Origin of the sequence: Streptomyces sp. NPDC048254 (assembly GCF_043201895.1) — a bacterium.
Classification (GTDB): domain Bacteria; phylum Actinomycetota; class Actinomycetes; order Streptomycetales; family Streptomycetaceae; genus Streptomyces.
In genome coordinates, this window is sequence record NZ_JBICZJ010000008.1 from 430,466 (window position 1) to 448,475 (window position 18,010).

An 18,010-nucleotide genomic window follows, 5' to 3' on the forward strand; every position below is an offset into this window, starting at 1 on the left:
ACGTTCCCTTCGAGGCATGAACCATTTAGGCTCCGGGCACGTCCTCACAAACAACCGGCAACCCGGCCGGGAGGATGAGACCGATGAACCGCGCGAACCCGTAAGCACCTAAGACGACGCAATACGGCACATTCGCCGCCAACCGGCAGCAGACGGCCACCTCGAAAGATTTTTTTCGAGGAGAAGCCCCGAGCGGGAACGTTTTCGGGCTGGTTGGATGTTGACCCTGGTACGACAGCTCGTCGAGCTAGAGAAGAGGCGACGTGACTACTGTTCTGACCCCCGCGAGCCACCTGACGGCCGCCGATCGCTGCGACCGCTGCGGCGCCCAGGCATACCTGCGCGTCGTGCTGCTCAGCGGCGGAGAACTGCTCTTCTGCGCCCACCACGGTCGCAAGTTCGAGCCGGAACTCAAGAAGATCGCCGCTGAGATACAGGACGAGACGGAGCGGCTGACGTCCGTTCCGAACAACGCCTCCGAAGATGAGCGCTGACCTCTCGCACACACGACGAGCCAGCTCCGGCCCAGGCCGGTGAACGGGCGGTCGCTCCCCCGGGGGAGCGACCGCCCGTCGTCATGTACCCGCGACGGCCCTCAGGAGGGCGCCTGAGGCCGCCGTGAGCCGCTGAAGGCACCACCGGGCCCCAGGGCGCGCACGACCTCGGAGACGCGCGTGTAGACGCCGGGACTCCCCGGGCGTCCGCAGCCGCTGCCCCACGACACGAGTCCGATCAGCCGGCCCCCGGTGACCAGCGGTCCCCCGCTGTCGCCCTGGCAGGCGTCGGGGCCGCCCAGGGCCTCCCCGGCGCACACCATGGAATCCGCCCGGTAGGTGCCGTCGGCGCCGCCGGGATAGGCGCGCTCGCACGCTTCGTCGGGCAGCACATGGACCTGCGCGGCGTACAGGCGGCGCGCGTAGTCGCCGCCGCCCGTGATGTCGCCCCATCCGGAGACCAACGCACCGGTGCCGGTCCGGTAGGCGGTGTCGCCCTCGGCGGCCATCTTGACGACGGCGTCGCCCGGCAGGGGCCGGGCGAGGGTGAGGACGGCGAAGTCGCCGGTGTTCGCGTCGGCGTCGTAACGCGGATTGACCCGGGCGACGGTCACCGGGATCTCCTGGCCCTGCGCCGAGAGCAGATCCGTGCGGCCGGCGATGACCTTGAGGTCGTGCACCCGGTCGGAGGGTCCCCCGATCACCTCGTCGGCCAGGCAGTGGGCCGCGGTCAGCACCGTGGTCCGGCCGATCGCCACCCCGCCGCAGAACTGGCCGGCCCGAGTACCCCCGAACCGGTCACGGCTGGACAGCGCGACCGTCCAGGGAGTCTGGGAGACGTCGACGGGGAACCCGCCGACGACAACGCTGTCGGCGGCCGCCGGAGGCGGGCCGGCCAGCGGTATCACGGCGGCGACGGCCGCCAGGATCATCGGTCGGATCAGGACCGGGGCAAAAGGACGGCGCATGCACACTCCTCACTCTGGGTGGTACCAGGACACCCAGAGTCATCCAGCGCATCGCGACCCGCAGCCCGAAGGCCCGGCTCCCCGTGGGGAGCCGGGCCTTCGACGTCGTATGGGTGCGGCCTAGTCGAGGTAGTCGCGCAGCACCTGGGAACGCGACGGGTGACGCAGCTTCGACATGGTCTTGGACTCGATCTGGCGGATGCGCTCGCGCGTGACGCCGTAGACCTTGCCGATCTCGTCGAGGGTCTTCGGCTGACCGTCGGTGAGACCGAACCGCATGGAGACGACACCGGCCTCGCGCTCGGACAGGGTGTCCAGCACCGAGTGGAGCTGCTCCTGGAGGAGCGTGAAGCTGACGGCGTCGGCGGGGACGACGGCTTCGGAGTCCTCGATGAGGTCACCGAACTCGCTGTCACCGTCCTCACCCAGCGGGGTGTGCAGGGAGATGGGCTCACGGCCGTACTTCTGGACCTCGATGACCTTCTCGGGGGTCATGTCGAGTTCCTTGGCCAGCTCCTCCGGGGTGGGCTCGCGGCCCAGGTCCTGGAGCATCTGGCGCTGCACGCGCGCGAGCTTGTTGATGACCTCGACCATGTGCACCGGGATACGGATGGTGCGGGCCTGGTCGGCCATGGCGCGGGTGATCGCCTGACGGATCCACCAGGTGGCGTACGTGGAGAACTTGTAGCCCTTGGTGTAGTCGAACTTCTCGACCGCGCGGATCAGACCGAGGTTGCCCTCCTGGATGAGGTCCAGGAAGAGCATGCCGCGGCCGGTGTAGCGCTTGGCCAGGGAGACCACCAGACGGAGGTTGGCCTCCAGGAGGTGGTTCTTGGCTCGGCGCCCGTCCTCGGCGATGATCTCCAGCTCGCGCTTGAGCTTCGGGGCGAGCTTGTCGGCGTTGGCCAGCTTGTCCTCGGCGAACAGACCGGCCTCGATGCGCTTGGCGAGCTCGACCTCCTGCTCGGCGTTGAGCAGCGGGACCTTGCCGATCTGCTTGAGGTAGTCCTTGACCGGGTCGGCGGTGGCACCGGCGGCGGCGACCTGCTGCGCCGGCGCGTCGTCCTCGTCCTCGTCGGACAGGACGAAGCCCGCGCTCTCGGTGCCCTCGGGCTCCTCGGTTCCCGCCTTGGCCTCCTCGAGGACCTCTTCCTCGAGAAGCTCGGCGTCGTCCTTCTTGGCGGCGGTCTTCTTCGCCGGCACCGCCTTCTTCGCGGCGGTCGCGGTCTTCTTCGCGGCCGCCTTCTTGGCGCTGGGGGCGGCCTTCTTGGCGGCGGCCTTCTTTGCGGCCGCCGTCTCGTCGGTCGGGTCGTCGGCTACGACGGGGGACACGGCCGGGGCGGCCGTGGCGGTGGCCTTCCGGGTGGTCACCGTCTTCGCCGCGACCGTCTTGGTGGCGGTGCGCTTGGCCGGACTCTTCGCTGCGACGCTCTTTCGGGTGCGCTTGGGCTCCGCGGCACTGACCATCAGCGTCACACCCTCTTCCTCAAGGATCTGGTTGAGGCTGCGCAGTACGTTCTTCCACTGAGTGGCCGGAATCTGGTCAGCTTCGAAGGCCCGACGCACATCGTCGCCGGCGATCTGCCCCTCAGCCTTTCCCCGCTCAATGAGAGCCATGACAGAGACGGACTCGGCGATCTCCGGCGGGAGCGTACGGGATGTGCTGGCCGACACGAACAACCTCTCGGAACGTTGGAAAACGGCTTCCGGCCCCGTCCTGGACGGACTGGAGCCGACCGCCGGCTTGGGGATGGGCCGACGGAACGGGCGGGGGCCGGGAAGATACACAGCGCCATGAATGGCGTCCGTATTCCCTCCGCGGCTGTCACCTCTTAGGTCATCGCGTTGTTCGCAAGAGCGTTACGCCCAATCTACGTGGCCCGAGTCACACCCCGTAAGCGCTCAAAAACGGTCAGACGTGGGCAGAGGTTGTCGCCGATGATCTCTTCGGGTCGTTCGGACGGCAGCGGGTGCCCCGTACGACCGCCACAGAGCCTGCCATACACCGCTCGACCGTCGCGGTGTTGTCATACGACCGCTGCGCGCCCGTCCCGCCGCGCCGGACCCCGCCGGAGCCCTGAGGGATCCGGCGGGGTCCGGCGGAAGCGGGGTCCGGGGTCGGCGGCGCCCCGAGAACGCGGAACCGACCGAGCGCACCGCTCTCGATGCGGGTCAGTGCTCACGCGGGGCGGGTACCACGCGCTCGACCTCGGGGTGGACGGTGAGCAGTTGACGCATGGCCGACTCGGCCGCCGCGCCGTCGCCCGTGCCGAGCGCGTCGACGATCCGCGCGTGCTGGGCCAGGGACGTCTCGTTCGGCCGCTCACAGCCGGTGACCGGGCCGCCGGAGACCTGGAGGGCCGACGACACGATGCCGGAGAGGTGCTCGAGCATGCGGTTGCCCGCGATCTGGATGAGCATCGAGTGGAACTCGGCGTCCGCGCGCGAGAACGTCAGCGCATCGCCCTGTGCCATCGCGTGGCTCATGATCTCGACCATGTCGGACAGGCGCTGCTGGACGTCCTCGCGCCCGTGCCCGGCGGCGAGCCGGGCCGCGAGCGGCTCGATCGTCCAGCGCAGCTCGCTGAGCTCACGGCGCTGGTCGTCGCGCTGTGGCCCGAAGGCCCGCCACTCGATGATGTCGGGGTCGAGGAGGTTCCAGTCGCTGACGGGACGCACGCGCGTGCCGACGTTCGGGCGGGCACTGACCAGGCCCTTGGCCTCCAGTACCCGAAGGGACTCACGGACGACGGTGCGGGAGACCTCGAAGCGCTGGCCGATCTCCTCGGGCACCAGCGGGCGGTCCGCACCCAGGTCGCCGGAGACGATCATCTGACCCAGCTGTTGGACGAGTTGACCGTGCAGTCCGCGGCCGCGGCTGCCCGCGGCACGTCGTCCCACACGGCCCAGCTCCGGGTCCGGGCCCTCCCAGGAGGGCGCCCCGACACGATCGTTGACGGGGGCATCCACGTACGGGTAGCGGTCGAGTTCGCCCGGGCCGACCAGACCAGAGTCTGCGGAGCGGGCGGCGGTCATCATGGTGTGCGCAAGGGTACTCACGGATCCTTTGTCGGCGCTGCTTCCAACTCCCTTGAGGTCTTTGGTGAAAAGCACACGAAAGGGTGATCGCTCACCCCATCGCAATTGACGCCTTATCGGAAAGAAATGGCCTTTCTGCGGGGAGTTGTGCGCACGGGGGGATCGGAAGCGCCCGGTCCGTGGTCATCGGAGTCTGGCCCGCAAGGTGGTGAACAGGTAGGCGCCGAGCAGTGCGGTCAGCGACAACGCCAGTGCCCCGCCCACGGGTTGGGCCAGCACCCGGGTCGCTGCGACCAGATAGCGCTCGCCCCCGAAGGGCCACTGAAGCAGCAACATCTCGCGCATCCGCATCGGGAGTCCGGCGGCCATCCGCGCACCCGACCCTTGCAGCGCCTTGTGTACGACGGGCACGACGAGTACGGGTACGGCGAGCACCGCGGCGAGACCCGCCGTGGTGGACCGGAAGACGCCCGCCGCCAGCACACCGGCCCAGGCGCAGCCGACGATCAGTCCGAACCAACTCGCGGTCATCGGAAGCCAGTCGGCGGGAACCTTCGCGAGTTCCCCGCCGTAGACGAGATAGAGCATTTCGGCGTCGCAGCCCAGGGTGAGGAACGAGAGCAGCACGGCGGTGGCTCCGGAGACCACCAGTTTCGCGGTGAGCAGTCCCAGCCGGCGGGGTACGGTGCCGCGGTCCGCCGCCAGCGCGGGGTGGCGGAACTCGTCTCCGAAGGCCAGCGCCCCGAGCAGCCCCGCGCCGAGCGCCGCGGGGGGCAGCGGCAGCTCCCGCGGCCAGGCAGCGAACAGCCGGGCCTGCGGGGTGTGCCCGAGCCGGGCGAGCAGGACGGCGATGAGGGCGGACACCGCCAGGACAGCACCACAGGTGACAAAGCCGGCCCCGATCCCGGCGGCCCGGCGGAGCTCGTAGCGCAGGGGTCGGAGGGGGCTGGGGGCAGAGCGGACGGAGATGGCGGGTGGGAGCGGGGAGGGGTCGCCCAGGACGACGGTCCCCGCCGGCCGCGCAGGCCCGGCCGGGGGTGAGGTGGTGTCATCGCCGGCACTCGGGGGTTCGCTGGACTGACGCTTCGGCTTCGGCTGCCTGGCGGAGAGCTTGGCCGTGGGGGCCTGGCCGGGCCGTAGCGGTGACTGGTTGACGGAGAGCTGGGTGGTTGGGGCTTCGCCGGGTACCGCGGGGGCCGGTGGCTGGGAGGAGACAGCGGGGGTGGCGGGGTCGCCCGGCACGAGGCGGGGCGGTGCCTGGGGGGATACGGCGGGGGCCTGCGCTTGGTCGGATGCGGCAGCGGCCTGCGGGCGGGCGGATGGGGTGGCCGTCGGCGTCTCGACGGATGCGGCGATGGCCGACGTCTGGGCGGAGGGGGCGGTTCCCGACGGGTGAGGGGAGGCAGCGCCGACGGGTGGCCGCGCGGATGCAGCGACCGCTGGTGGGTGAGCGGAGGAGGCAGCGGCCGAGGGCTGAGCAGGGGCGGGAGCGACCGATGAGTGAGCGGACGCGGCGTCGGCCGGTGGGTGAGCGGACGCGGCGGCCGAGGGCTGGGCGGAGTCGGCGGTGGACGGTGGCTGAGCAGGGACGGTGGCGGACATCGAGTCCGGGGAGGTGGCGTGGGTCGGCGGCTCGGGTGGTGTGGCCGGGGCCTGGGCCGGAGACTGCGAGGACGCGGTGGCGGCCGACGGCGGCCGGGCGGTTGCGGAGGCGCCCGCCGACCGGGCCGAGAGCACGACGGTCGGGGTCTCGGTGGCATGGGCGCCGCCGGAAGGTTCCGCGTGCGGAGATCCGGGCGTGGCTGCCGGGCCGTCGGCGAGTGCCCGGAGGGACGCGGACGGCTGCTGTTCAGCCGTGGCGGAGGAATCCGCTCCGTTCGACGACTGATCCCGGCCAGGCTCCTCGTCGGCGGTGCGTGACTGACTCAGCGGGCTCGGTCCGGCCGAAGTCCGTGGCTGTGGGGTGACCGGAGAACCGCCCGTGTCCTGGCGCCGATCGGCGCCGGGCGTGTCCCGCCGCTCCGTGGTCGGCGCCTCGTCGACCGTCCGAGCCCCGTCCCCGGCAGCCGGCTCGACCGCACCCCGCTGCCGTCGTTCGGCCTCCGGTGCAGCCTCCGGTACGACGTCCGCCGGCGGCTCCGCTCCCGCGCCCGCTCCCATGTCGCCGACCTCGTCGGCGAGTTGGTGGACGAGGATGCCGTGGCGGAACGCGGTCTCGCCGACCTCGGCCGTCGTGCTGCCGTACACCGACAAGCGGTTGCCGCCTTCGCTGACGACCTCCACCGAGCGATGGGTCGTGCGGGCCTCCTTGGTGAGGAGGGCGGCGAGCCGGGCGGCGTGGGGGCTGCGGACGGCCACACGGGGGCGCAGCCGGGTGCGGGCGAAGTCGGTGGCCTCCTGGTCCGCGACGAGCCTGCCGGCCTCCAGGGTGACCACCCGGTCGGCTGCGCGGGCGGCCTCCTTGGGGTCGGAGGTGGTGAACAGGACCGTGCCGCCCTGCACGGCGTGGGCCCTGAGCATGCGGTGCAGCCAGCGGCCCTCGCGGGTGGAGAGACCGTGCGCGGGTTCATCCAGGACGAGGGTGTGGGGATCGGGGAGCAGGGCGCAGGCGAGGCCCAGCCGACGGTCCACGCCGCGCGACAGCGTGCCCAGGCGCTCCTCACGGAGGCTGACGAGCCCGACCGCTTCGAGCACTTCGTCGGCACGCCGGACCGGGACTCCGGTCGCCGCGCACAGCATGCGCAGATGGCCGCGGACGGAGCGGGCCGGGTGACCGGGGACGTCACCGAGGAGGACGCCGACCTCACGCGAGGGGTGGGCGATGCGATGCAGGGGGCGGCCCCTGAAGTAGGTCAGTCCACGGCCCTGTTGGAGTTCGAGCATCAGTCTGAGCGTCGTGGTCTTGCCCGCGCCTTCCTTGCCCAGGAGTGCGGTGACGCGGCCCGCGCACGCTTCGAAGGTCACGTCGTCGACGGCGGGCGGGTGCGCCTTGCGGGGATTGCTGGTCAGTCCGAAGGCCTCGATCACCTTAGGGAAGATAGCGTGGAATGACCGTTTTTCCAGGTATAGAAGGGTTTAACCTCGACGGGATTCGCGCTGTCGGACGGTCAGACCTCGGGCCGCAGCATCGGCGGGTTGAGCAGAGTCGCCCCGCCGGCGCGGAAAAGCTGGGCCGGACGGCCGCCCTGCCGGGTGGTCGTGCCGCCGGTGGGGACGAGGAAGCCCGGGGTTCCGGTCACCTTGCGATGGAAGTTGCGCGGGTCGAGCGCCACGCCCCACACCGCCTCGTAGACGCGGCGCAGCTCACCGACCGTGAACTCGGGCGTGCAGAACGCGGTGGCCAAGGACGAATACTCGATCTTGGAGCGGGCGCGCTCCACCCCGTCGGACAGAATCTGGGCATGATCGAAGGCGAGCGGCGCGACGGGCTCGCCGTCCCGGCCGTAGCCGCCCTGCGCGAGCAGTTCCTCGACCGGCGCCCAGCGCGCGTTGCTGGCGTCGCCGCCCGCACGGGGTGCGGGGAGGTCGGGGGCGAGGGCGAGGTGGGCGACACTGACCACGCGCATCCGGGGGTCGCGCTTGGGGGCACCGTAGGTCGCCAGCTGCTCCAGGTGGGCTCCGCCGTCCTGGGCGGGTGCGTCGGGGTCGTGAGCGCGCAGGCCGGTCTCCTCCGCGAGTTCCCGCGCGGCCGCCTGCGAGAGATCCTCGTCGGCCCGTACGAAGCCGCCCGGCAGCGCCCAGCGTCCCTGGAACGGCTGCTCCCCTCTGCGTACCGCCAGCGCGCACAGGGCGTGGCGGCGCACAGTCAGCACGACCAGGTCCACAGTGACGGCGAAGGGCGGAAAGGCTGACGGGTCGTAGGGCATGCGGTGATCATAGTCGTCTGCCTGACGATAAACACTCCCTTCGTCGCTCGCTTCGACGGCTGATCCACTTCGGTCCGGTATGCACCTCACGGTTCGTTCCGGCAGGCGTCCGACGTCCGGCCACCCGTTCGTCGTGGCGGTCACGTCCCGCAAGGTCGCCCACGGGGTCACGCCCCCAGCTGAAGGCCGTCCGCGGCCTCCTCGACCATGGCCAGGCCGAGTCGGCTGACCCGTATCGAGAAGGGTGCGCCGGCCACCCGCAAGCCGGTCAGGCCCAGTTCGCCCAGGGGCGCGCTGTGAACGGGCCGGAGGGTGACCGTCCCGGCCGGAGCGTCGGGGCGAATACCGGCGAGCGTGGTGAGGAGCAGCACCCCGGAGGCGGCCGCTGTGGCCGCCGGACGGCAGGCCGCGGGATGCGGAAGGGGCGCGCTCCCGTCGGTGCGCTGCTCACCGCCGAACATCTCGGGCAGCCGGTGGCCGAAGTGCTCGGCCGCCGCCAGCAGGCCGCGCAGCAGCCCGCCCGCCTCCTTTTCGTAGCCCGCGGCCGCCAGCCCGGCGACGGCGAGTGCCGTCTCCTGGACCCGGACGGCGCCGGCCCGATGCCCGAACGGATTGTGTCCCGCCTCCTTGGCCCCCAGTCCACGCAGCCCCCACCCCGAGTCCAGGGCCGGCCCCCCGAGCAACCGGGCGAGCTGCTCGGTCTGCACCTTGTCGAGCAGGCCGACGGCCGGTCTGCCGGCACCGAGCAGCCCGGTGTCGAGCAGGTGGACGGCGGTGGAGCCGAGGTGGGTCAGGGGGCGGCCGTCCGGGGTCAGCGCCGCCGCCGGACGGCCGCCGCCCCTGTCCTCGGTCCAGAAGTCCGCCTGGAACGCCTTCCTCAGCTCTTCCGCCCACTGCCCCAGTCCGGCGCCGCCGGGCCGGTCGTACGCGTCGAGGAGGTCGGCGCCGAGCACCGCGGCCCGGTGGGCGTGGGCCTGGGTCTCGCTGCGCGCGGGGCCCCCGGGCTGCGGGTCGCAGAGGTAGGTGCGGTCGCCCACCGTGGTACGCAGCCAGGCCAGGCAGCGCTCGGCCACGGGCAGCAGTTCCCGCGTCTCCTGGTCCGGGAGCCCCCAGCGGCGGGCCTCCGCCAGCAGGACGGGGAAGAGCAGGGTGGCCTCCGTACCCGTGCAGCCCGGCGGCAGATGTGCTCCGGCGTCGCGGCGCGGGCCGCGGATCATGCCGGCCTGCGGTCCCGGGCCGCGGAGTTGGGTGCGGGCCAGGGTGCGCAGCGTGCCGGCGGCGAGGCGGGTGCCGAGAGGCAGGGTCATCCGGGCGGCGGCGAGCGCCTCGGCCGGGGCCAGACCACAGCGCCAGGGCGCCCCGGCCGCGAGGTAGGTGTCGGAGGGATGCGCCGGGTCGCGGAGCAGGAGCGCCTGAAGATCCTCGATGCTGGTCCTGAGCAGCGCCCCGGCTCTCGGATCGTCGCCCGCGGCCCTGGCCGGCGCCAGTGGGCTCGTGGCCGCGCGTCCCACGGCGCGCAGGGGACCCGCGCCATCAGGACGCACCCGCAGTTCCACGCTCGCCGTTCCACCCGGGGGCAATTCGAACTCCCAGCGCAGCAGTCCCGCGGAGGCCAGCGCGTCGGCGGGTGGCGGGTCCGCCGTGACCGACGAGTTGCCGGTGGAGGTGGTCCAGCGCAGGCCGGAGTCGTGGACGCTGGGCGGGAGTTCGGGGCCGGGGCTGCCGGCGGCGATGGCACTCAGCTCCGCGAGGTCGGTACCGAGGGCCACCTCCAGCGGCAGGCGCAGGGGGTGGCGCGCGGAGCTGTACAGGGTGATGCGCTCGGTGCCCTCGGCGTGGCGGGTCCGTTCCACGACGACGTCCGGATCCGGGCCGGCTGCCGGTGAGGCCCGCAGGGTGCCCACGAAGCGGACGGAGTCCGACCCCGCCATCCGGGCCTGCACGGGGAGCGGTTCGCGGCCGGCGACACGGACCTGGCAGCGCGCGAGCAGCCGTCGGCCCGCCCGGTAGAACCCCTCCAGGCCGCGACCGGTCAACTGGCCCTGCTCCGTGGAGATGGCGAGGCCGGGCAGCGCCACGCAGATCAGGGCGGTGTGCGTGGGCGGCAGCCCGCCGACGTGCCCCGGCCCCTGGGCGCCCGGAGCCGGTCGTGGGGGCGTGGGGCGGATTGTCCGGTTGCGCGGCTGTCCCGAGACTCCCTCGGCCGGCGGGAGCCAGGGTGGGCCGTCCCGGAGCCGGTGGTTGGCGTCGGCGGTGGAGGGCGGAGTCGGCTGATGCATGGGGAGGCTCCTTCTACGCTCTGTGCGCCCTGGACGTGCTGGGCGCCGGACGGAGGGCTCCGGAGGGACCGGGGACGGCACAGCCCGTCCAGGCGTTCCGCCACTCAGGTGAACGGAGGAAGGCTCCTCCTGGTCACGCCCCCGCCCGTCGAGCCCGATCGGGCGACGGTGCGGGGAGACGTCGTTCGGTCCGGACGTGCGGTGCTTCCGGACGCCGAAGACCGACGGGCCGATTCGGCGCCGGCCGACGGGCGAGCGGTCACGGCGCCGCCCGGGTCCGACGAGGTTGCGTGTCCAGCGGCGGACGGCACCGGCCCACTCCCGTCCGTATGCCGCCCTTGGCCGGTCCTCGTTCATTCGTCCCCCTCGCGACGGCCTTTCCCGGTGCGGGTGTCCTCCCGCGCGGTCCGGCCGCCTCGGGTGTCGCTCTTCTCCGCCGCGCGGGTGCGTGTGCCGTCGCCCGGCCTGGACGAACCGGGGCGGGTGCGGGTGTGACCCGCGCCCGTCGGCCGCGGACGGGTACTCGTCGGCCGTGGCCGCCGCAGGTCGGGCCCGTCTTCGGTGCGCGGACGGTGGCGATCTCGGGTTTCGGAGGCGGTCGGTTCGTGGCCGGCGACCGGCTCGACCGGAGCGGTGTCGCCGACGGCTTGCGTGCTGTCCGCCGGCTCACGCCCCGCGCGTTCCGTACGCAGGCAGCGGCGGATCGACTCCGGGTCCAGGCCCTCGTTGCAGGCCTGGTGCAGCAGACGGGCGAAGAGATATTCGGGGTCCGCACCCAGGGCCATCGCCAGGGCCTCCCGCGCTTCCAGGTCGTCGCCGGTCGACCAGGCGACCCAGCCGGCCAGCGTCAAGGGAGCGGCGGCGTGTTCGCCGTACGGGCCGACGCAGCGGCGGGCGAGGGCTCGCCACAGGCGCAGAGCGGGTCCGGCCTCGTCGCCCTCCATCCAGGCGGCCGCTCGGTCACGGGTCGTACGGTCCTGCAGTCCTAGGATCAGCATCGCGGCCTCCTCGTGGACGAGCAGGGCGTCGTCGCGGAGGTCCGCCTGGTGGATGCCGGACACCGGGGTGGCGGTGGCGTACCGGCTCATGATCCGCTCGGCGAGGGCGAGTGTCTCCTCGGCCACCTCCGCGCGGGAGGCGTCGTAGAGGATGCGGGGCACCAGTGCCATTCCGGCGCGGTCCAGGGCGGTCTCCTGTTCCAGCGCGGCGCCGGTCTCCCGGGGCTGCAGCCTGGCCCGCAGCTCGCGCAGGGTGCCGCGCACCTGGATCCCGGCGTAGGTGGCGGCGGCCGCGAGCACGGAGGTGCCGGGCAGGCCCATCGGGGCGCCGTCGGGAGGACAGCACTCATCGGCCGGGCAGCAGTACGACCAGAAGCGGCCTTCCGAGACGCACAGCGCCTCGATCACCGGCACGTCGAGGCGCCCGCACTCGGTGCGCAGCAGTTGGGCCAGCGGGGCGAGCCGCTGCATGACGTCCCGGCCCGTTTCGCCGGGCGCGGGTTCCTGGCAGACGTAGGCGACCATCTGCTCGGGGCGGGTTCCGCGGCGCTCGCTGCCCGTCATCAGGCCCTGGGCCAGCTGGTGTGCCGCCGATTCCCAGTCGTCCTTGTTCGCGGGGATGCCGAGCCGGGCCCGTCCGCCGAAGCGGCCGCGGCCGCCCCGGTCGTGCAGGGCCACCAGCACCATGCTGTCCTCGGGGCGGTACCCGAGCAGATAGGGCAGCGCGTCGGCCAGTTCGGCCGGGGTGCGCAGGGTGATCTGGGTGTCGTGGGCGGATCGGCCGAGGGGCTCCGCACCTCCTGTGATGTCGCCGTTTTCGGAGGGTCCGGTGGTTTCGCTGTGATTCGTCATGCGCCGACGATCTCGCGGATCTCGGGATTCCGGTTTGCCTGTGGATAAGTCGAATCAGGGACACGACAAAGCCGTCTGGCTCATCCACAGGCCGCCCGGCTGTCGGTCCGGTCCTGTTGTATGGGACGCATGGAGCACACGAGCAACGCGGAACTCCGGGCGCGGGCGGATGCCGTCCTCGCCCGTCTCGTCGGCGACGACACGGGCACGGCCCGGTTGCGCGAGGACCAGTGGCGGGCGATCGAGGCGCTGGTCGCCGACCGGCGACGGGCCCTGGTCGTCCAGCGCACGGGCTGGGGGAAGTCCGCGGTGTATTTCGTGGCGACCTCGCTGCTGCGGGCCGCGGGCAGCGGCCCGACGGTCATCGTCTCCCCGCTGCTCGCGCTCATGCGCAACCAGGTTGGCGCCGCGGCCCGGGCCGGCATCCACGCCCGCACCATCAACTCCTCCAACACCGAGGACTGGGAGGCGATCCAGGCGGAGATCGCGGCCGGTGAGGTCGACGTCCTCCTGGTGTCCCCGGAGCGTCTCAACAACCCCGACTTCCGCGACGAGGTCCTGCCCAAGCTGGCCGCGGCGACCGGACTGCTCGTCGTGGACGAGGCCCACTGCATCTCCGACTGGGGCCATGACTTCCGTCCCGACTACCGGCGGCTGCGCACCATGCTCGCCGACCTGCCGCCGGGTGTGCCGGTGCTGGCGACCACCGCCACGGCCAACGCGCGCGTGACCGCGGATGTGGCCGAGCAGCTCGGCACCGGTGGCGGCTCGGACGCCCTGGTGCTGCGCGGGCCGCTGGACCGGGAGAGCCTGAGTCTCGGTGTGCTGCGGCTGCCCGACGCCGCACACCGGATGGCGTGGCTCGCGGATCACCTGGACGAACTGCCGGGCTCCGGCATCGTCTACACGCTCACCGTGGCCGCCGCCGAGGAGGTCACCGCCTTCCTGCGGCAGCGTGGATACGCCGTGGCGTCGTACACGGGGAAGACGGAGAACGCCGACCGGCAGCAGGCCGAGGACGACCTGATCGGCAACCGGGTCAAGGCGCTGATCGCCACCTCGGCCCTCGGCATGGGCTTCGACAAGCCCGACCTCGGGTTCGTGGTGCACCTGGGCTCGCCCTCCTCCCCCATCGCCTACTACCAGCAGGTGGGCCGCGCGGGGCGCGGTGTCGAGCACGCCGAGGTACTGCTGCTGCCGGGCAGGGAGGACGAGGCGATCTGGGACTACTTCGCCTCGCTCGCCTTCCCGTCGGAGGATCTGGTGCGCCGCACCCTGGACGTCCTCTCCCGGGCCGGCGGCCCCACGTCGCTGCCCGCGCTGGAGCCGCTGGTGGAACTGCGCCGCTCCCGGCTGGAGACCATGCTGAAGGTTCTCGACGTGGACGGCGCCGTCAAGCGGGTCAAGGGCGGGTGGATCGCGACCGGACAGCCGTGGACGTATGACGCGGAGCGGTACGACTGGGTGGCACGGCAGCGCGCGGCCGAGCAGCAGGCGATGCGCGAGTACGCGGCCACGACGGACTGCCGGATGGAGTTCCTGCAGCGCCAGCTCGACGACGAGGGAGCGAAGCCCTGCGGCCGCTGCGACAACTGCGCGCGGCCGCGCTTCACGGCGGACACCTCCACGGCCGCACTGGACGCGGCACGGGTCGACCTCGGCCGCGCGGGGGTCGAGGTGGAGCCCCGCCGGATGTGGCCGACCGGCCTGCCGGCCATCGGCATCGATCTCAAGGGGCGCATTCCGGCCGGTGAACAGGCATCGCAGGGGCGGGCCCTGGGGCGGTTGTCGGACATCGGCTGGGGCAACCGGCTACGGCCGCTGCTCGCGCCCCAGGCCCCGGACACGGCCGTGCCGGACGATGTCGCCCGCGCGGTGGTGGAAGTGCTGGCCGACTGGGCGAAGGGCCCCGGCGGATGGGCCCCGGGCGCGGCAGACGCGCAGCCGCGCCCGGTGGGTGTCGTCACCGTCGCCTCGCGCTCCAGGCCCCGGCTGATCGATTCCCTGGGCGCCCGCATCGCGGAGATCGGCAGACTGCCCCTGCTGGGTTCCGTGGAGTACGCGGGCGAGGCGCCGCACGTCTCGCGCAGCAACAGTGCCCAGCGTCTGAAGGCCCTCGACGGTGCGCTGACCGTGCCGCCCGTCCTCGCCACCGCGCTCGCCGCGGCGCAGGGTCCGGTTCTGCTGGTCGACGACTTCACCGAGACCGGCTGGACGCTGGCGGTCGCGACGCGCATGCTGCGGAGGTCCGGGGCACGTGGGGTGTTGCCGCTGGTCCTGGCCGTTCAGGGCTGATCGACCCGGTGCTGTTCGAACACGGCACCGGGTGCGGCGTACGCACGTGCCTGACTCGAACGTCCCAGGTTCCTCCGGTGCCTGACCGGGTAGGGATATAAGCCACGTACCATCAGATAACAGTCGGTGGCCCCATTTGCTCGTTGCCGCATCCCAGTTCGACAGGAAGAATTGAAGTCCGCTCCCCGCACGGCTCGTCCGTGATCCGGTTGGGCCTTACTGCGGTGCGCGCTCCCCCGAATCCGATCTCGCCCGCTGTGTGGGCGCGTAGCCGAAGGGAGGAACGTGACCTTCGGATTCGCTCCGTCCTCGGCGGCATCGTTGTCGACTTCCGCGTCCGCCGCTTCCGCCAGCCGTCTGCTCGAGCCCGCGGAGTGGGCCGATGCCGGCATACCGCTGCTCCGGAACCCTCGTGAGGTCGTCAGCGGGCTGCATGCCCGGCACCGTCCCAAGCCGGCGACGGCGATCGTGGCCGTCCTCGACCCGGAGGAACGGCTGTGTGCGAGCGCCTCGTTCACCCGGCGCTCTGCCCAGGCCGACGGCTGGATGTTCCGCAATGCGCTGCTGGCCCAGTTGCGCCGGGTCATCCCGCACGACCTGCGCCGCCGCACCCCGGTGCGGACGGCCGTACTGCTCTACTGCCGCGAGGGGGACGCGCGTTGGACGGAGGAGGACGGTGCCTGGATGTGGGGGCTGCGGGACGCCTGCACTCTGCACGGGTTGCGCTGCGGGGCATACATCACGCTGACCCACGACGGCTGGCAGGTGCTCGGCGAGGGCCGCGGCGGGCGGCGCCCGAATGCCGACTCGCCTCCCGAACCCCTCGCCCTGTCAGAGGCCGTGCCCCTCTCACCGCGCACCGGCGGCGCCGCCTCCGAGGTACTGCGCCGCGCGGCCGCCCGCTGAAGCCGCCCCCCGTCACCGTTTTCGTGGCTCCGCAACGGGGCCTGCGGCCTTCGGGCCCGGCATGACTTCCCCTCCTGTTGTTGATGATCCGGGAGGTGGTGTCACCGGGCCCGGAGGCGTCGACGGACCGCTGATGAGGGGCTTGAGCACCGGCTTCACCCGGGCCGGAAGAGCTCTCCGTAACGTGGATGTGGCAGCTCGGTGCACTGGCAGGGCCGGACGAAAGTGTGATGGAGGGGCCTGCACGTGATCGACACCGGCGATATCGACGTCTTCCTCGGCCTGGACGTCGGCAAGGGCGAACACCACGCCACCGCCGTCACCCCGGCCGGAAAGAAGGCGTTCGACAAGCGCCTGCCCCATACCGAGCCCAGGCTCCGCGAGTTGTTCTCGAAGTTCCAGGCCAAGCACGGGACCGTGCTTGTGGTCGTCGGCCAGCCGGCCTCGATCAGGGCTCTGTCGCTGGCGGTCGCGCGGGACATGGACTGCCCGGTCGCCCGTCTTGCGGGACTGACGATGCGGCGGATCGCCGACCTCTACCCGGGCGAGGCCAAGACCGGCGCGAAGGACGCGTTCATCATCGCCGATGCTGCCCGCACGATGCCGCACACCCTGCGGGCCATCGCCGACGAGGATGAGGCGATCGCCGAGCTGGAGATGATCGTCGGGTTGGACGACGACCTGACCGGCGAAGCCACCCGCCTCCACAGCCCGCTGACCCAGATCCACCCCTCGTCGGAATGGGTCCTGGGACCGCGATTGCAGCGCCCGGCCGTCCTCACGTTCCTGGAGCGGTTCGGGTCACCGGCCCAGATCCGCGAGGCCGGTCGACGACGACTGATCACGCTGATACGGCCGGAAACGCCGAAATGGCCGAGCGGCTGGCCGATGAGATCTTCGACGCGTTGGACGAGCACACCGTCACCGTTCCGGGGGCCGAGGCGGCCGCGCTGATCGTCCCGAGCCTGGCCGCCTCGCTCACCGCCGTCCTCGACCAGCGCAAGCTGCTGGCCGAGCGGATCGAGAAACTCCTGGAGGCCCACCCGCTTGCGAAAGTCCCTGACGTCAATGCCGGGAGCCGGCGTCAGGACCGGAGCCAGGATCCTCATCGAGGTCGGCGACGGCACCACCTTCCCGACCGTCGGCCACCTCGCCGCCTACGCCGGCCTCGCCCCGGCGACCCGGAGCTCGGGCTCCTCGATCCGCGGCGAACAACCTTTCCGGAGAGGAAACAAGCAGCGCCGCGAAGTGCAGCGGTGTCCACCCCCGGCGGCTCCCACGGCCCGAACCCTGAACCTCATCCGTCATGCCGGCCATCATCACGACAGCTTGACGAAGGACTTAGGGGCACCCCCCGCGCGGGGGCACCGGCCGAGCACGCACCACCGGGCACGGCACGCTGAAGCGTGCCGCACGGTGTGCTCAGCGGGGTCGCTCACCGTGCTCCGGGACGCACAGGACATCCCGTTGTCCGGGCACGGCACTGATCCGGCCGGGTGCCCGCGCTCGGATGCTCCGTACACCGAACGGCCACGCCCCCGAAGGGGGGTGCCCCTCGCCCGGCGTCCGGGCATGCCGAAAGCACCACTGTGCGAGTCCGTCGCTGCGGCTCCTTCGGTACCTCCGGAGTCCCGGAGGCGCCGGAGGCGGCTCAGACTCCGGCGCCCAGCACCGAGTTGATCCGCTGCGGGTCGCCGCAGACGATCAACAGGGCACCGGCCCGGGAGAGGGCCAGTGGCAGGGCGGTGGCGGCGACGGCGTCGGAACCGCCGTTGACGGCGACCACGACCACAGGGCGGGTCGCGGCACGGGAAGCGACGGCGGCGTCCGCGTAGAAGACGTCGTCGCCCGCGTCATGCTGCGCCCAGTAGGAGGTTTCGCCGAAGGACAGCTCGTGGTCGGCCCACGGATGCTGCGCGCCGGTGGTGATCACCAGCACGTCACCGGGGGCACGACCCGATTCGAGAAGCAGGTCCACTGCCTCCTCGGCCGAGTCGAGAGCGCTCTCGACCGATGCCGGGATCAGCTGGATCTGCGGGGCCGCCGCTGCCGCGGCGGGCACGGCCGGACCGGACGGGCCTGGCTTGGCCACGTCACGCGGCGTGCGCTGCACCGGCGGCGTCGGCCGCAGAGGGCCGGGACGACCGGGACGCGACGGAGCCGCGGGGCGGGGGCCGGGTACGGGACGGGGGGTCGGCGCGGTACGGCCACTGGCCGGAGTGGCGCGGGGACCCTGGGCACTCTCGTGAATCTGAGGCTCCTCGGGAATGAGAGGCATGAGCTGATATCTATCAAACGTTGGTGCAGGTCACG

The 18,010-nt window shown here is 72.2% G+C and carries 11 protein-coding genes and 1 pseudogene; 4 read left to right on the plus strand and 8 right to left on the minus strand.

All coding sequences use genetic code 11. The features are described 5' to 3' along the window. Positions 1-263: 263 nt before the first annotated feature. Positions 264-494 carry a hypothetical protein gene (locus ACGFZQ_RS24435; RefSeq protein WP_351709661.1) on the plus strand — a complete coding sequence of 77 codons (231 nt, stop codon included), beginning with the start codon at positions 264-266 and terminating at the stop codon, positions 492-494. Between the two features lie 101 nt (positions 495-595). Here the strand turns inward: ACGFZQ_RS24435 and ACGFZQ_RS24440 are convergent, their stop codons facing one another. From ACGFZQ_RS24440 to ACGFZQ_RS24470, 7 genes are all read right to left on the minus strand, one after another. Beyond that, positions 596-1,462 (minus strand): serine protease, encoded by an 867-nt coding sequence (locus ACGFZQ_RS24440; RefSeq protein ID WP_393842072.1) that lies wholly within the window; start codon positions 1,460-1,462, stop codon positions 596-598. A gap of 120 nt (positions 1,463-1,582) precedes the next feature. Further along, positions 1,583-3,136, minus strand: a complete 1,554-nt coding sequence (locus ACGFZQ_RS24445; protein ID WP_393842073.1) for an RNA polymerase sigma factor — start codon at positions 3,134-3,136, stop codon at positions 1,583-1,585. Between the two features lie 498 nt (positions 3,137-3,634). Then, positions 3,635-4,522, minus strand: a complete 888-nt coding sequence (locus ACGFZQ_RS24450; RefSeq protein WP_351728463.1) for a FadR/GntR family transcriptional regulator — start codon at positions 4,520-4,522, stop codon at positions 3,635-3,637. Between the two features lie 162 nt (positions 4,523-4,684). Continuing rightward, a complete protein-coding gene (locus tag ACGFZQ_RS24455) occupies positions 4,685-7,528 on the minus strand; it encodes an ATP-binding cassette domain-containing protein (protein WP_393842074.1) in 2,844 nt (947 codons plus the stop codon). An 80-nt stretch (positions 7,529-7,608) separates the two neighbouring features. Further along, a complete protein-coding gene (locus ACGFZQ_RS24460; RefSeq protein WP_393842075.1) occupies positions 7,609-8,367 on the minus strand; it encodes an NUDIX domain-containing protein in 759 nt (252 codons plus the stop codon). 167 nt (positions 8,368-8,534) lie between these two features. After that, positions 8,535-10,646: a glycogen debranching N-terminal domain-containing protein gene (locus tag ACGFZQ_RS24465; protein WP_393842076.1), complete on the minus strand. Its 2,112-nt coding sequence runs from the start codon at positions 10,644-10,646 to the stop codon at positions 8,535-8,537. Between the two features lie 353 nt (positions 10,647-10,999). Continuing rightward, positions 11,000-12,496: a DUF4192 domain-containing protein gene (locus ACGFZQ_RS24470; protein ID WP_393842077.1), complete on the minus strand. Its 1,497-nt coding sequence runs from the start codon at positions 12,494-12,496 to the stop codon at positions 11,000-11,002. A 129-nt stretch (positions 12,497-12,625) separates the two neighbouring features. Between ACGFZQ_RS24470 and ACGFZQ_RS24475 the strand changes: the two genes are divergently transcribed. From ACGFZQ_RS24475 to ACGFZQ_RS24485, 3 genes and pseudogenes are all read left to right on the plus strand, one after another. Then, positions 12,626-14,791 (plus strand): RecQ family ATP-dependent DNA helicase, encoded by a 2,166-nt coding sequence (locus tag ACGFZQ_RS24475; RefSeq protein WP_393842078.1) that lies wholly within the window; start codon positions 12,626-12,628, stop codon positions 14,789-14,791. Positions 14,792-15,076: 285 nt separating this feature from the next. Continuing rightward, a complete protein-coding gene (locus tag ACGFZQ_RS24480; RefSeq protein ID WP_393842079.1) occupies positions 15,077-15,697 on the plus strand; it encodes a hypothetical protein in 621 nt (206 codons plus the stop codon). Between the two features lie 246 nt (positions 15,698-15,943). Next, positions 15,944-16,936, plus strand: a pseudogene (locus tag ACGFZQ_RS24485) (IS110 family transposase); the annotation flags it as partial. 412 nt (positions 16,937-17,348) lie between these two features. On the opposite strand, the gene ACGFZQ_RS24490 reads toward ACGFZQ_RS24485, so the two are convergent. Next, positions 17,349-17,975 (minus strand): hypothetical protein, encoded by a 627-nt coding sequence (locus ACGFZQ_RS24490; RefSeq protein WP_393842080.1) that lies wholly within the window; start codon positions 17,973-17,975, stop codon positions 17,349-17,351. Positions 17,976-18,010: the final 35 nt, after the last annotated feature.

What these genes read in the sequence shown, in the direction of transcription:
- ACGFZQ_RS24440 (WP_393842072.1), bottom strand. Translation starts at nt 1,462, where the DNA reads ATGCGCCGTCCTTTTGCCCCGGTCCTGATCCGACCGATGATCCTGGCG.
- ACGFZQ_RS24460 (WP_393842075.1), bottom strand. Translation starts at nt 8,367, where the DNA reads ATGCCCTACGACCCGTCAGCCTTTCCGCCCTTCGCCGTCACTGTGGAC.
- ACGFZQ_RS24465 (WP_393842076.1), bottom strand. Translation starts at nt 10,646, where the DNA reads ATGCATCAGCCGACTCCGCCCTCCACCGCCGACGCCAACCACCGGCTC.
- ACGFZQ_RS24470 (WP_393842077.1), bottom strand. Translation starts at nt 12,496, where the DNA reads ATGACGAATCACAGCGAAACCACCGGACCCTCCGAAAACGGCGACATC.
- ACGFZQ_RS24475 (WP_393842078.1), top strand. Translation starts at nt 12,626, where the DNA reads ATGGAGCACACGAGCAACGCGGAACTCCGGGCGCGGGCGGATGCCGTC.
- ACGFZQ_RS24490 (WP_393842080.1), bottom strand. Translation starts at nt 17,975, where the DNA reads ATGCCTCTCATTCCCGAGGAGCCTCAGATTCACGAGAGTGCCCAGGGT.